This is a genomic window from Verrucomicrobiota bacterium (genome assembly GCA_016871535.1).
Classification (GTDB): Bacteria; Verrucomicrobiota; Verrucomicrobiia; order Limisphaerales; family SIBE01; genus VHCZ01.
The window spans coordinates 1-16,245 of the sequence record VHCZ01000139.1; the positions used below are offsets into that span (position 1 = coordinate 1).

Below are 16,245 nucleotides of genomic sequence, written 5' to 3' on the forward strand. Positions count from 1 at the left end.
TTGCTTGCTCCTTACAGATCCACTTCGGGATATGCTCGTCGCTCGCGCCTCGTCTGGCCGAAAAATCCCTTGCCGCGAACGTGAGCGTATTTATGAAACGGACCACTAAGGATGCGGCTTGATCGATACCGAGATTCGATCAAGTCAACAGGCTTGGCTTGCCGCGGAGGGAGCGGTGCTTGATCTCATTGCGCAACAGAATCAGGTAATAACCGGGTCCCTTCTGGCTCAAATGGCTCGAGGCATGGTGGAAATCTACCCTGGACGCCTCCTCGGAGTCACGGCGTCTCACTCGATCGGACTCCCAGCTCTCGGTGGGGGACCACTGATTCAGTTGTGGTTTGTCGCCTGCAAATGACATAAAGCACTCTTGCGAATTACAAAGCAAAATTCAGGCCCAGCCTAATATTCGGCGGGATTTTTTCGAACTTGAGAGAAATGCCGATTGATTTCGTGTCTCCGTCGCGTTCCCATCGTGCGCAGCAGATCCCGTGAAGCTCCAGGAAATCAAAGAAACTCTGAATGCCAATCGACTTCGCTTATCGAAATCGCTCGGTCAAAATTTTCTGCACGACCGCAATCAACTCCGGCGTATTGCGGACGCCGCGGACCTGGCGGTTGGCGACCAAGTTCTGGAAATTGGCCCAGGCTTGGGGGCGTTGACCCAGATTCTGGTTGAGAAGGGAGCGATCGTCCTGGCCGTCGAAAAGGATCGACGCCTTTACGATCTCCTCGAAGTTCGCTATCGCGGTTTCGCCAACCTGACCCTCGTGCATGAAGACGCCCTGGAATGCTTGCGCAAGGATTCCCGAAATTGGGCCGATTGGAAACTTGTCTCGAACCTGCCGTACTCGGTCGCTTCGCCCATCCTGGTCGAACTCGCTCAGTCGAACGGCTGCCCGGAACGAATGGTGGCCACGGTGCAATTGGAAGTGGCCCGGCGGCTCGCGGCATCTGCGGGTGACCCGGATTACGGGGTGCTCACGCTCCTGATTCGGTCGCGCTATGACGTCGCAGGATGGTTCAAGATTCCCGCCCCCTGTTTCTTCCCGGCGCCAAATGTGGATTCGGCTTGCGTGACGCTCGTGCGCAGACGCGATCCGCTCCTTTCGCCGGAGCAGGCGGAGCCGTTCGGGAAGATTGTGAAACGCGGCTTTTCGCAGCGCCGCAAAGTGATGCTGAAGCTGCTGAGAAGCGACTGGCCGGCTGAACGCCTCGCGTCAGCTTACGTTCAACTGGGCCTGGCCCCGGACATTCGCGCGGAAAAAGTCAGCCTCGAACAATTTTCCGAATTGACCCGACTGCTGCAGCCTCCGTAAGCCTGTATGGGGAGCACACGCGCCTTCGCGTGTTCCGACCCGTGCCCTCGCCGGTCGGAACGTCGGAGAAGCCGTCTCCTCAAATGATCGCTTTTTCGGACGGAAGAGTGTGGCCGGCGAGGGCGCCGACCACGGCACGCGAGGCGCGTGCGCTCCCCGCGGCAACCGGACAAACGACTGCATCATGAAAGAAGAAACTTTTGACGTCGTAAACGAACGCGATGAAGTGATCGGTCAACGGCTGCGGCGGGAAGTCCATCAGCAACGGCTCTTTCACCGAGCCGTTCACGTGCTCGTCTTCAACGCCCGCGGACACCTGTTCCTGCAAAAGCGTTCCATGAGAAAGGACTGCTTCCCAGGGGCGTGGGATTCTTCCGCTTCCGGACATCTGGATGTCGGCGAGAGCTACGACGCCTGCGCCGTGCGCGAATTGCGGGAAGAACTGGGCATGGAGCTGGCCGCTCCGTTGCAGCGCCTTTTCAAAATCGATGGTTGCCCGGAGACCGGCTTCGAGTTCGTCTGGGTGTATCGATGCGCAGCGGAAGGTCCGTTTGTATTGCAGCCGGAGGAAATCGAACGCGGCGGATGGTTCGCGCCGGAGGAAATTTCGCGCTGGATCACGGAGCGTCCAGCCGATTTCGCCAGCGGCTTCGTGCTCATCTGGCAAACGATCGAGAAGTGATCGGGAACCGGTTTTCAGCAATTCTTCCCATGAACAGGCGTTGGTTTGTAGTCCCGCCTTTAGGCGGCTCCTGTGCTCCCGACCGGCTAAAGCCGGGACTACAAACGAGGCGTCGTTCATGGCCCCAATGGGCGATCGAAGAATCGTGGAAGCTTCCCATGAACGGGAGAGCCGGGCTCCGACCCGGCGCGCATCGGTGCAGCTTGAGAATCGCGCCGGATCTGAGACCGGCGCTCCGAGGTTCGGGGCAGAATTGCTGGAACCAGTTTTCGCTGGGCATCGTTCGAGGTTCCGCTATTTTGCATTCGAACTTAACCACTGAACTCAGGCCTCTCCTACGAAAATGAATCCTTCCTCCATCGAAGTTCATCCTGGAAAAGACCGGCGCGACTTCCTCAAGGGATCGATTGGGTTGGTTGCCGGCGCGAAGTTGATTTCTGGCGCCGCTCGCGCCGCAGAAACAAGCAAGCTCAAAGCCGCCGTCATCGGCCACACCGGCCGAGGTGACTACGGCCATGGACACGAATTGATTTTCAACGACTATCCAAACATCGAAGTCGTGGCCGTCGCCGATCCTGTCGCGGCCGGACGCGCCAAAGCTGCCGAACGCTGCCGCGCCGCGCGCCAATACGCCGGCTACCGCGAAATGCTGGATAAAGAAAAGCCGCAATTGGTCTCGGTGGCCTTGCGCATGACCGACCAGCACCACGCCATGATCAAAGCTGCGTTGCAGGTTGGCGCCCACGTTTATTCGGAGAAGCCGTTTACGCAGACCTTGGCCGAGGCAGACGATCTCCTGGCGACGGCGGACAAGGCGGGACTGAAAATCGTCGTCGCGCACCAGATGCCGTATGCGCCGAACATGCAGAAGTTGAAAAAGGCTCTCGCGGACGGGCTCATCGGCGAACTGCTGGAAATCCGCGCCCACGGCAAACAAGACACTCGCGCCGGCGGTGAAGACATGATGGTCCTGGGCACGCACCTCTTCGATTTGATTTGCCGCTTCGCCGGGGACCCGCTCTGGTGCACGGCTCGAGTCCTGCAGAAAGGCCGAGACATCACGCGAAGCGATGCGCATCCGGCGACCGAGAACATCGGTCCGATTGCGGGCGATGAGATCCACGCACAGTTCGCCTGCCCCAACGGTGTCAACGTCACATTCACGAGCCGGACGAAAAACCGCCAGACCGCGGGTTTGTGGGGCTTGGAATTGATCGGCAGCAAAGGCGGCGTCAAAATCCTGACCGAAGCCATCCCGAAGATTTATCTGTTGAAGAGCGGCGAGTGGACGGCCCAAGGCCGGACGAACGAATGGCATCCCTGGCCGGAAGATCCGACGCTCAACTGGTCCACGGCGGAAAAGAGCTTCGGGCCGTCGAATCGGCGCCTGGTCGATGATTGGCTGAATGCGATCAAAACAGATCGCGACCCGGTGTGCAGCGGCCGCGACGCGCGGAAAACGTTGGAAATGGTGATGGCTGTCTATGAAGCAGCCCTCACCCAAAGCCGGGTGGCGTTGCCGATGGTGAGGCGGACACATCCGCTGGCTTCGTGAAGATGATCTCTGTGGAGCGCAGCAGCCCTCTGTCGCTTTCGGGCCGGCCCGGCGGAGCGAAAGCGCCAGAGGACTGGCGCACTTCAACTGAAAGCTCACGGGAAGTTTCCTGTTCCTCACGGACCTGCTCACGGGCCCTGAACCCACCCCTTCCCCTCCCAGGAGGGGACCTTCGTTCGACGTTGCAGGGTCCAGTTCCCCTCCTGGGAGGGGCGAAGGGGTGGGTGGGTTCATGGGAAGTTTCCTTGGTCTCAGAACCGCGCTTACGGCCCACGAACCGAAAACCGCGCGGACCGCAGCCTTTAGGCTGCTTCCGCGCCCTCTCCGCGGTCGAGCGTGGAAGCGGCCTAAGGGTCTGTGCAAAAATAACTTCCGGTTTTGGCGGGAGCGCCGCCTGGCCGGATGCAAGGCGCGAGGAGGGAGCATCCCCGTGTTGGGGGTGTGACCGACGAGCAACGCCGCAGCCGGCCATGCGCCGCCCCGCCCCGGAGGGCTGGGGCGATTTCGCTTTCTGGGTTCGTGGGAAACTCATCCGTTCTTCAAATTTCCGTCCCACTGAATACAAATCCCAAATTCTGCCAATATGAGCCAAACGCATCTGTTCAATGTCATCGCCGCTCTCACCGTTGCCTGCCTTCCATTCACCCGCTCGTCTTCCGCCGCCGACAAAACGCTCGACATTTACTGGACCGATGTTGAAGGCGGCGCCGCGACATTGATCGTCACGCCGGCCGGCGAATCGATCCTGATCGACTCCGGCAATCCCGGAGTGCGCGACGCCGGACGCATTCACAAGACCACGCAAGTCGCGGGGCTGAAGAAAATCGATCATTACCTCACCACGCACTTGCACATCGATCACTTCGGAGGCGCGGCGGAGTTGGCGGCGCTCATTCCGGTCGGGCACGTTTATGACAACGGCGTTCCAGACACGAGCCCTGACGGCAATCCGAACGACACCCGCTGGCCGCTGCTGAGCAAACCTTACAAGGAATTCAAAGCGGACCAACGCCACGTCATTGCGGCCGGGCAAGAAATCAAACTGCGGCAAGCGAGCGGCGCGCCGAAGCTCACGTGGCGTTGCGTGGCCGCGAAGCAGAAGTTCATCGCCGCTCCGCCCAACGCGCCCAAAAACCCGCTTTGTGATACCGCCACGACAAAAGCCAACGACACCTCCGACAACGCCAACAGCATTGTGACGTTGCTCGAGTATGGCGACTTTCAGTTCTTTGTCGGCGGCGATTTGACCTGGAACGTGGAGGCGCAACTGGTTTGTCCGATCAATCTCATGGGCGTGGTCGACGTCTATCAAGTCGATCATCACGGCCTGGATCAGAGCAACAATCCAGTGCTCATCCGCAGTTTGGAGCCGACGGTTTCCGTGATGAGCAACGGCACCCGCAAAGGTTGCGAAGCGCAAACGTTCGCCGCCTTGAAGGGGACGCCCTCGATTCAGGCGATGTACCAAATCCACCGCAACCTCCGCCAGGACCGGGAAAACAACACGGCGGACGAATACATTGCCAACCTGGAACAACAGTGCCAGGCCAATTACATCAAGCTCTCGGTCGAACCTTCGGGCAAGAGTTACACCGTCAGCATCCCGGCGACGGGTCACCAGCGGACGTTCATGACCAAGTGAGCGTTTGAAACATGAACCAAACCGAATTCCTTGCCGTAAACGCCAATGCATTGCCGTGGGAAGAACGATTCAACGAGCACATTGGCCGGGCGCTCTTCCGCAAAGAGCTTTTCAGCGACCCGGAAACTGGCGTTCTCATCCGGTTGGTGCGGTACCCCGCCGGCGTGATCAACCCGAAGCACACCCATCCTTGCGGCCACGGCATGTACGTGCTGGAAGGCAAACTCGTGACCCATAAGGGAACTTTCGGGCCGGGGCATTTCGTCTGGTTCCCGGAAGGGGAAGTCATGGAGCACGGCGCCAGCGCCGAGGGCGACGTGACGGTGGTGTTCGTGACCAACAAGGCGTTCCGGATTGATTACGTGCCGGGTCGGTAGGGCGAGTCCGTCCCGGCGCGACACGTGGCTGGAACGCGTCTGGAAGCTCTCATGAATCAAGGATCGGGCGTTTGGCGCGATGAAGGAGCGAGTGTGGACGCGCCAGCGTTTTGGAGTGCGGCAGTCTTCTGCCGCTTTTGGGCCTCCGGAACGAACGCGCCAGGGGACTCTGCTCCTTACACGCAATTCTTCCGTTTAGAATCCCAACGGGATTCCGACGCAATCCCCTTGGGATTGGCGACCGTCGTCCACAGATTCGTGTAAGGAGCAGAGGGGCCTGGCGCACTCCATAACCTGTAGGGCGGCGTTTGCCGCGCCGCCGCCGCACTGACCGAAGACCGGCTGCGCGGCAGCGCAGCCCTACCGGGTTCATGCGAAGAGGATCGGCATTCCGGAGAATTTTCAGCCTCGGCACAACTTTCGCTATTGGCGAACCTGGGTTATGTTGGCCGGATTTATGAGGACACGGCGCCGGTTTTCGCTTGCCTTTGCCGCCGCGCCGTCGTTCGATGGTGACGCCGTGACGGTCGCGGATGTGTTGCCGCGCGACTCCGAATTCTTCCCAGGCTTAAGGAGTGGTAGAGCGATCCAATGCTTGTCCATTGGCAAAGCGCAAATCGCTTTTCCCAGGGACGCCGGCCAGATGTATTCGATTCGAAACGCGCCGCGATTTGATCGAGAAGGCCGAACTGACGACAGTCACGCCGGACAAAACAAGAACGAATTTTAGTTTTTTGGTGATGGAACGAACCAAATCGGCGATGCGCCGTAGCGCGACAAACCGCAACCAAAGGAGCGCGGACAGCTTGTCCGCGCATTTCAACCCATCCCCAAGACTCGCGGACAGGCTGTCCGCGCTCCAGAAGCGTGGCGAAACTGCACGAGGCCAAAGGCCAATTTGTAAGACAACCCTGTGAACGTAGTCGAATACGCCGCTCGTATTGCTCGTATTGTGGCATTTAGGAGAGCCGTCCACGCCAGGAGGGGTACCTGGTTTGCTGCATTGCTCGTGAGTGCCTTCCTGATCAAGTATCCGTTCTTAACTTTCGGACAAAGCTCATCCTCGCCGAAGCCGGTCGGACTATCCTCCGTGAACACGGCGCCTGTGATTTCAAGCCTGCCTGATCAGACGACTCAAGGGGACAAGCCGGTTTCCGTAGCGTTCGCCGTGTTTGACCGAGAAACTCCTGACCAAATCACGATCACAGCGACTTCTTCCAATCCAACTCTGGTTCCAAGCGAGAACATTCTTTACACGCTGAGCAACGGCAGCGGACAAGTGGTGATTGTGCCGGTCGCAAATCGATCCGGTCCTGTCCAGATTACGCTGACGGCAACTGATCTGGCAGGACTGAGTGGCTCGAAATCATTCTGGTTAACCATTCAGCACATCAATCGTGCGCCAACGGTTCGGATCACCAGCCCAATTCCAGAACAGCGGTTTTTGGCAACGACCTCAATTTCGATTCGAGCGGAAGCATCCGATACTGATGGTGCCGTGATGAGAGTCGATTTCTTTCAAAAGACTTTCCGGGGCACCAACTGGATCGACAGCGCGACTTCGAGCCCGTACGCAGTCACGTTCCAGGCCGTGACATCGGGACGATACGAATTGTGGGCCGTGGCGACAGACAACGGCAATCCGCCTCTGATCGCGGAGTCAGGTCACTTCACAATCGAAGTGATTCCGTTCCAGCTTCCCGAGCTCTATGAAATCTCCGTTCCCGAAGGGCACTCGACCGCTGGAACTACAAACGTAATTCGACCCTTCCAGGTTTTCAGATTCCCAGTTACAAACTCCGTGGCCCTAACCTATTGGACATCGGACGGAGGCGCTTTCGACGGTTTGGACTACGGAGGTCTCACCAACACAGTCGTATTGGATCGGGGAATAACCACAATCCGCGATGTGAAAGTTGTCACGTATGGAAACACGCAAAGCGATCCCAACCGTTACTTTTATCTGAACTTCAGCCAACCGAACAACGTTCAACTCATCACCAACCGGTTCCGGATCTTGATAACGGACGACGATCCGCCTCCGACTGTCTCGATTTCGGACGCGCAACTCGTGATCGAAGGGAATTCGGGCACAGCCAATGAAGCCATCTTCACCGTCAGCCTCTCATCTGCCAGCGGCAAGTCCGTGTACGTGGATTTCAGAACGGAAGATGAAACTGCGACCGGAGACGCAGACTACGCTGCCGTTCGGGACGAATTGGATGCTATCCCTCTCCACATTCCTCCCGGGGTTACCACGGGCCAGATCAAGGTCAAACTCATCGGCGATGTTCTGGACGAGCCGAACGAGACATTCCTGGTCAAACTCACGGGTGCCTCCGATGCGCTCATCGATCCAAACAAGAACCAGGCACGCGCCCTGATTGTTGATGACGATCCCCCACCGACCCTCATGATCAAAGACACGACGACGTTGGAAGGGAATAGCGAAAGCACGAACGCCGTTTTCGCGGTCACGCTGTCCGCGCCGAGCACCTTCCCGATTACTGTGAATTATGCCACGGCCGACGGGACGGCCATTGCGGGCCGCGATTATCTTTCCGCTAACGGACTGATTCCCTTCAATGTTGGTCAGACGAACCAGACGATCAGTGTTCCCGTCCTCGGCGATAGATTGAACGAGGCGGATGAAACTTTCTTCCTCACGCTGAGCAACCCGGCGAATGCCGTATTGAGCCTCATCCAGGCGCCCACAAGAGCAACCATCCTCAACGATGATCCTCTCCCGGAACTTCTGCTGAACAATCCGACCGTGACCGCGTTGGATGCAGGCTCGACCAACTTGGTTTTCGTGGTAAGCTTGTCGCCTGCTAGCGGCCAAACGGTGACCGCGAAGTACTCCACTCTGGACGACTCCACCCGGGCGAACGCCGACTACGCGGCGACAGAAGGGACGTTGAGCTTTGCCCCTGGCGAGACGAAAACAAACATCACCGTCCGAGTGGAGCCACAATTCGTAAACCAGGCTCCCAAAACCTTGTTCCTGAATTTGATGAATGTTTTGAACGCAACGCCGCCGAGCCTCCGAGGCACCGGAACAATTCTGCCGGGCGTTGCTCCGCCAACGATTCTGGTCGGTGATGGCAGAGTCACGGTGTCGAGCACTGCCACGAACATCGTCATTTTCACTATCAGTCTATCGGCTCGGAGCGGCCAGGCCATTTCCTTCGCGTACGCGACGTTGGATGGGAGCGCCAAGGCCGGTGTTGATTACGTGGGCAGCACGAACACGTTGAGTTTTGCGCCAGGACAGACCAGCACGAATTTGCCGATCCTGGTGAAGCCTCAAACATCGGACCAGCCGCTTAAGAGTTTCTTCTTGACGCTGACAAATGTCTCGAACGCGACGCCACCGAAAGCCCCAGCGACCGGGACGATCATGCCACTCCCTACTCTCTCGGTTAAGGGCATGGATGTGGAGGAAGGGAACTCAGGCCCAACGCACGCAGTATTCACAGTGCTCTTGTCCGCCCCGACCGATACGCGAGTCACCGTGGATTATGCCACGGCCACCGGCACGGCGTTGGCGGACATCGATTTCCTGGGCTCCACCAACACGCTCACTTTGAATCCGGGCCAGACGACAACGAATATCACCGTCCTCGTGTATGGCGACCCATTCAACGAGCCAAATGAAACGTTTTTCGTGAACCTTTCCAACCCCGTCAATGCAGCCATTGCGCGGGGCCAAGGCCAGGCCGTGATCATCAACGACGACAGCGCGCCGGTCATTTCCATCGCGGATGTCTTCATGATTGAGGGCACCGGCGGGAGGACGACGGTTCTTTTTCCGGTCAAGCTGTCCGCGCCCAGCGGCCAAACCGTGACGGTGCAGTTCGAAACGGCCAACGACACAGCCATCGCTGGGAACGATTACGTTGCCACGGCAGGAACTTTGTCCTTTGCGCCGGGCAAGACGGAGGAGGCGATTCCAGTGGAGATCATCGGCGATGCGCTTTCCGAAGCGACCGAGCGGTTTAGCGTCAAACTCGCTCCACCGGTGAACGCGACGATCGACCGCGGCGGAGAGGCTTTCATAACGATCCGGGATGACGATCTGCTTCCCAGGATTTCCATCAGTGACGTGTCCGTGACAGAAGGAGACACGGGCACCGTCAAAGCCGCGTTCCAGGTGAATCTGTCGGCGGCGAGCGGGCAACCAGTGTCCGTGAATTTCGCGACGACCAACGGCACGGCGCTGGCCGTGAGCGATTACTTTCCCGACACTGGAACTTTGGATTTCGCTCCCAACGAGACGAGCAGGACCCTCTTCATCCAAGTGGCCGGAGACACGCTTAAGGAAGCCGACGAAGACTTCTTTGTGGTCTTGAGCAACCCGGTCAACGCTGGCATCGAAGTCGGGAGAGGTCGTGTCCTGATCATCGACAACGACCCGCTCCCCGCGCTGTCGATCAATGATGTCAGCGTGGTTGAAGGCGACTCGGGTTTGGCTCGCGCCGTGTTTTCCGTGAGTCTGTCGCCGGCCAGCGGCCAGCAAGTGAGTGTGAGATTTGCGACCGCCGACGGTACGGCTACGTCCGCCAGCGATTACGTCGCGCAAAACGGGCAACTGATCTTCGATCCTGCCGTGACAAATCGGACGATTACCGTGCTGGTCAATGGCGACACGTTTTTTGAAGGCGACGAGACCTTTGCGCTCACTCTTTCGGAACCGGCGAACGCGACGATTGCGAAGCCCCAAGGCCTGGTGACCATCGTTGACGACGACGCGGAACCGGCGCTGTCCATCGCGGATGTTTCGATTCTCGAAGGCAACGCGGGCACGACCGACGCGATCTTCACCGTCCACTTGTCCGCGCCCAGTCCGAAACCTGTCACGGTGCGCTACGCCACTGCCGGCGAGACAGCGACGCCGGGCCGAGATTTTGCCGAACGTTTCGGAACGCTCACGTTCAATCCGAACGAAACGAGTAAACCGATCGCGATCACGATCAACTCCGACACGCTGGATGAACCAGACGAAACGTTTCTCGCTACTCTCTCGCAGCCGGTCAATGCGTCGATCGTGAAGCCACAGGCCCGCGGCACCATCCTCAACGACGACGAGCCGCCGGCCGTTTCGATTGGCGACGCCACCGTCGTCGAAGGGAATTCGGGAACCACGAATGCCGTTTTCACCGCGAGCCTCTCCGCGCCCAGCGGCCGGCGCGTGTCCGTCGCTTTTGCCACGAAGAATGGCACCGCGTCCGCCTTCAGTGATTACACGCCAAACTCCGGCTTGATCTTTTTCGAGCCAAGCGACACGAACAAGTCGGTTGCCGTCGAAATTCGCGGCGACACGCTGAGCGAGGCGAACGAAGGATTTTTCGTCGATTTGATCAGTCCCATCAACACGCGCCTGGGCAAGGGCCGGGGGACAGGAACGATCAAGGACGATGACCCGCTGCCGGTGATCACGATCAACGACGTTCAGGTTCGAAAGGCGTTGTCGGGGACTTCCCAAGCTGTGTTCACTGTGAGTTTGTCTTCTCCGAGCGGACAAACCGTTTCGGTCGATTTCGCCACGGCGAACGGAATCTCGATTGCAGGGACCGATTACGAGGCCGTGTCTGGAACCCTCTCCTTCGCTGCGGGCGAGCTCGTGCGAACCATCTCCGTCCCGGTTCTGAGCGCGGCGAGCGGCCAGTCGGCGCAAACGTTCGCCGTAAATCTCACCAAGCCGCTCAATGTGACCATCGGTCGGGAGACGGCGACGGCAACGATCATCGATGACCGCCCGCTGCCGGGGATCTCGATCACCGACGCGGCGGTGACGGAAGGAAACTCCGGGGTCGTGCACGCTGTTCTCACCGTCAGTCTCTCCCAACCAAGCAGTCAGGAAGTTTCGGTCCGATATACGACGGCCGAAGGCACCGCGCTGGCGGGGAGTGATTACGACGCGATCCCCAACACGCTACTGACTTTCAAACCGAACGAAACCAACAAAGCCATCAGCGTGGCCATCAAAGGCGACAGGCTGCCTGAACCCGAGGAAACGTTCACCGTCCTGCTCAGCTCGCCGTCCAACGCCATCCTGCTCCGTGACCGAGCCGTCGTGACCATTACCGATGACGACACGATCGTGGGCATCTCGATCACAGACGCCGCTGCCCTGGAACCTGACACCGGAGCAACGAACATGGTCTTTACAGTCCTTCTGTCCGCGCCTACCTCTCAACTTGTAACCGTAGCCTATGCGACACTGGATAACACCGCGAGAGAGGCCGAGGACTACATCGGGGTCTTGGATGTCCTCGCGTTTCCACCTGGAACAACCAGCCAGACGATCGCCGTGCAGATTAGGGGCGATACAAGGAACGAAGATACCGAAAGCCTGTTCCTCCGATTGAGCGATCCCCAAAACGCCGTCATCCTGCGTGACCGAGCCATCGGCACGATCACGGACAACGATCCTCTTCCGGCGATCTCGATTTCGGACGCGACCGTGACTGAAGGCAACAGCGGAGCCGTGAGCGCGAATTTCACGGTCAGTTTGAGCTCGCCCAGTTCCAAGTTTGTGTCGGTGAACATCGCGACGCTTGAAGGCACGGCCACGGCCGGCCGGGATTTTCAAACGGCTTCGGAAACGCTGACCTTTCTGCCGGGCTTTACGAGCCGAACTATTTCAGTGCCCATAATTGGGGACACGGAGGACGAACCCAATGAAACGTTCGCCATCGTGCTCAGTCGCCCGGTCAACGCCACCATCGAGAATTCCCGCGCGCTGGGTACGATCATCGATGATGACGTGCCGCCCACGCTCCTGATCACGGACGCTTCCGTGCAGGAAGGAAATGCCGGAACCACCTTCGCCGATTTCACCGTGCGCTTGTCTGCGCCAAGCACCCAAGCAGTCGCCGTAGAGTTCAGGACTGCCGACCGGTCCGCTTTGGCCGGGAGCGACTATGCGGCGACGAACGGCGTTTTGCGCTTTGCGCCGGGAACCATCACCAACGTGGTGCGCGTGCCGATCGTGGGTGACACGATCAAGGAAACGAATGAAACATTCGCAGTCCTGTTGAGTCCTCCGACCAATGCCCGGATCATCCGCGACACCGGGATCGGAACGATTCTGGATGATGACGTGCTTCCGACGTTGACGATTGCTGATGCCATCGTGACGGAAGGCAATTCCGGGTCGGTGAATGCGACCTTCGCGCTGCGTCTCTCCACCGCCAGCGCGCAGACTGTGTCCGTCGGCTTTCAAACGGCCGGCGGAACGGCCACGGCCGGGACCGACTTCAAAACGGCTTCCGGCACGGTTGACTTCGCGCCCGGCGTGGTCGATCGAACCCTCTCCGTCGAAGTCATCGGGGACACGACCTTCGAAGCGGATGAAACGTTCTTCGTGAACCTTTCAACCCCCGTGAACGCGATCATCGCGATTGGAACCGGCGTGGGCACGATCCGGAACGACGATTCAGCCGCCAATCAGCCGCCTTCCGTGCGCATCATCAATCCGGCGAATGGCGCCGCGTTCACGGCGCCCGCCGAGGTCTCTGTTACGGTCGATGCGTTCGATGGAGACGGTTCCGTGAGCAAGGTCGAGTTCTTCGTCGGATCGACTTTGCTCGGCAGCGCGACGAGTGCGCCTTACACGGTCCTCTGGAACAACGAAGCAGCCGGCGCGTATTCCTTGACCGCGCGCGCCACGGATGACAAAGGCGCGGTCGCGGTGTCCGAGCCGGCGAACGTCCTGATCACGCGCCGCGTTGCCGGCGCCGAAGTCGCCATCATCCGCAATTTCGCTGACCCGGAGATTTCGCTGATTCAGAATTACCTTTTGGAGATGGGCATCAGTTCGCAAGTGTTCGAGCAGGAAGGCCTGTCGTTCGACGCGGTTCGAGACGCCCGGCTGGTGATCTGGAATGATCTGGGATCGGAGGCGCAAGGGTTGACCGATCAGGAAGTCGCGATCTTCCGGCAGGCGTACGACGCGGAGATCCCGCTCTACTTCATCGGCGAAAGGCTGGCGGCTTCTACCTGGAATCTCAGCGCGAACCGGCAAACCCAATGGGCCGAGTTGATCCACCTCACGCTGGGAGCGGCCAATCGCAGCGACGGCACGATTCTCCTGGATGAACTGACCAAACATCCTGTGGTCAGCGGGCACTTCGGCACGGTCGGCCGGTTCAATGGCTCGCCGAATGTGGAAGGCAAATTGCGCGCTGCAGAAGGGGTAACATTGCTGGGGCGGTCGGCCACAGCGGATTTGATTGTGGCATTTGAAGATCCGCTTTCGGACGGGCGAATCCGGACGGTCAGCCAGAATTGCCGTTTGACCGCCGGGGCGAATTCCGCGGCGATCATCGAACAAAAGAAACTTTTCCAAAATACCGTCGCCTGGCTGATGCACAAATCCTTCCAGGCGTTGACTGACCTTTCGATCACGATCGAAGGCTCGGCGGATTCGGTGGCCGTGGGAAGCGAGTTCACTTACACGATCAGCGTCCAGCACCAGGGCGAGATCGAAGGCACCGGCGCGCTGGTGACGGTGTCGCTGGGAAGCGGTTTGAAGCTCAGCAAATCGGAGTTCCTCCAAGGCACTCTCACGGAATCGAACGGGACCATCTTCTACAACCTGGGCAATATGGCGAGCGCCCAACGGTCCACGCTGTCGCTGGTGCTGCTGCCTACGATTGGCGGCACGCTCACGACGCGCGTTAATGTGGCCGGGAACGAGCCGGACCCGAACGCCTTGAATAACACGGCGACGGTGGAGACGGTGGTGACCGGCGGGGCGCTGACATTGCCTGCGCTCCGGTCGGTTGGATTCAATACGCAGGGATTCCAGTTGAACGTGACGGGCGCCGGGCCCGGAATCTATCGTGTCCAGGCCTCGACGGACCTGTCGCGTTGGATTGACCTGACCAATTTCACGGGCCGGAGCACGCCGGTCCTGGTTACGGATCCAGGCGCATCGAAAATGACGCCGCGGTTTTACCGGCTAATCTCGCCGTAACACGGCCAAGCGGCCACTTCTTCCCCGGAAACCTGACGGTAGGGCGAGCCTGTCCCGATCGAGCCGAGACGGACGTGTTCCGGGCACGTCGAGCGGCTCACCGGGACGGACTCGCCCTACCGGGTTCATGGGGCGAGAGCATGGTGATCGGACCAAGGAAGCTGCCCATGAACCCGTCTCCCGGACCGTGGCCTTTAGGCGCCTTTAAGCCGCTTCAACGCTCGATTCCGGAGAGTGCGCGGAAGCAGCCTGAAGGCTGCGGTCCGCACGGTTTTCGGTTCATGGGCCATGTGCATGGCGCAGTTGCCCATGGCGGCTTCCCTTGAACGCTCCAGGTAGGGCAAGCCTGTCCCCATCGAGCCGAGTCGGAAGTATTCCCAGCACGTGGAGCGGCTCGCCGGGACGGACTCGCCCTACGTGAGTCATGGCGCGTGGGCATGGTAATCATGCCAAGGAATCAACCGACGACCCCAACCTCATGATCGAGCACGGACGAGACTTCGAATTGCACCCAGCCATTGCGCACGGCAAAACGAGTCTTCTTCCGTGCCACCAGGAGCTGCAAGCTGCGCGGACGAACTTCCGAAGGCAGCTCGATTTTGACGCGCAACGGCCCGACCGAAATCAATTCGTGCATGGGCTGACGCCAGGTCCCGGTGCTGGTCAGGTTCACCAGGTGAAGAATCAGCCGGTTTTCCTGACGATAGAGATGGCAGTCGATCAGGCCTGGCCCTTCGACCTGAAGCGGGATTCGATCGTTCGCCGCCCAGCGCACAAGGTTCGCCAGAAGATTGCCGTGGTCAGGCAGATTATCCGTTGCGAAGCGGCGGTCGAGGTCTGCGGGTATGAACGCGACGCGGCCTTTGTGCGAAGTGTTCAGGATGAGTCCAGGGATGTCCGTTTTCGGCTGGCGGATCCAGGCGGTTTCCGGCGGATAGATTGGGAACGACGGAATGAAAGTCGCCAAGACCGAAGCATGGGGATCGAGCCGCAGCGGCTCCAGGATTCCGCCGAACGGCAAAATGTCCGTGTCATCGAAGCCGCGTAACACCGGATGCCGGCTGGCCATGATCGCGGGCTCCGTCCCGGCCTTTGGCCCATAAACGCGAGCCCGCAGTTCCGGCGCAAGACGAAGGTAAGTGTGTTGGGTGTCCGAACCGGTTCTCCGCCTCGGCAACGCGTCGGCCGGCGGCGGAGTTTTGCCGGCGTGCGCGCCGAACAAATCCGCCAGCGCGTAGTCGGCCCTGGGTTCGCCCCACTCGTTGTAGAGGCTCGTGTGCCCGGTCGCGACCAAACCGCCGCCGCGTTCCACGAAACGGCGAATGCTGGCAGCCAGCGCGTCCGACATGGCGCCGTAGTTCGGGAGGATCAGGAGCGAGAACTTCGAGGCGTCGCGCTCGAGGTGGTCCACGTGAACGGGGAGATAAGGGATTCGCGCGCGAATGAGCGCATTGGTCACGCCGCGCCAGGGCAACTCCACCAATTCATCGGCGTTGTCGCGGCCGAAGTAATCCGAACTTTTTAACCACGGATGACACAGATGACACGGATGAGGAACTAAGTGGTCCGTTTCGTAAATACGCTCACGTTCGTTGCGCCCAATTTGGCCTGGGGCAAGGCGCGACGAGCGAGCATCCCCCGCCAGTGGGGCTGTGACCGAGGAGCAACGCAGCCCCAGGCAAAATTC

The 16,245-nt window shown here is 59.5% G+C and carries 8 protein-coding genes; 7 read left to right on the forward strand and 1 reads right to left on the reverse strand.

Going from position 1 to position 16,245, the window contains the following annotated elements; all coding sequences use genetic code 11:
- Nucleotides 1-491: 491 nt before the first annotated feature.
- The 7 genes from rsmA (at nucleotide 492) to FJ398_17190 (ending at nucleotide 14,558) form a co-directional block, all read left to right on the forward strand.
- Nucleotides 492-1,319, forward strand: a complete 828-nt coding sequence (rsmA, locus tag FJ398_17160) for a ribosomal RNA small subunit methyltransferase A (GenBank protein ID MBM3839661.1) — start codon at nucleotides 492-494, stop codon at nucleotides 1,317-1,319.
- A 184-nt stretch (nucleotides 1,320-1,503) separates the two neighbouring features.
- Nucleotides 1,504-2,001, forward strand: a complete 498-nt coding sequence (locus tag FJ398_17165; GenBank protein ID MBM3839662.1) for an NUDIX domain-containing protein — start codon at nucleotides 1,504-1,506, stop codon at nucleotides 1,999-2,001.
- 343 nt (nucleotides 2,002-2,344) lie between these two features.
- Entirely contained in the window at nucleotides 2,345-3,556 is a 1,212-nt protein-coding gene (locus FJ398_17170) for a Gfo/Idh/MocA family oxidoreductase (GenBank protein ID MBM3839663.1), read from the forward strand.
- Between the two features lie 583 nt (nucleotides 3,557-4,139).
- Nucleotides 4,140-5,198, forward strand: coding sequence for an MBL fold metallo-hydrolase (locus FJ398_17175; GenBank protein MBM3839664.1), 1,059 nt, complete (start codon nucleotides 4,140-4,142; stop codon nucleotides 5,196-5,198).
- 11 nt (nucleotides 5,199-5,209) lie between these two features.
- A complete protein-coding gene (locus FJ398_17180; GenBank protein MBM3839665.1) occupies nucleotides 5,210-5,575 on the forward strand; it encodes a DUF4437 domain-containing protein in 366 nt (121 codons plus the stop codon).
- 457 nt (nucleotides 5,576-6,032) lie between these two features.
- Nucleotides 6,033-6,305 (forward strand): hypothetical protein, encoded by a 273-nt coding sequence (locus FJ398_17185; GenBank protein ID MBM3839666.1) that lies wholly within the window; start codon nucleotides 6,033-6,035, stop codon nucleotides 6,303-6,305.
- Nucleotides 6,306-6,584: 279 nt separating this feature from the next.
- Entirely contained in the window at nucleotides 6,585-14,558 is a 7,974-nt protein-coding gene (locus FJ398_17190) for a hypothetical protein (GenBank protein MBM3839667.1), read from the forward strand.
- Between the two features lie 457 nt (nucleotides 14,559-15,015).
- On the opposite strand, the gene FJ398_17195 is transcribed toward FJ398_17190, so the two are convergent.
- Nucleotides 15,016-16,245, reverse strand: a 1,230-nt coding sequence (locus tag FJ398_17195; GenBank protein MBM3839668.1) for a hypothetical protein, incomplete at its 5' end; no start/stop codon positions are given.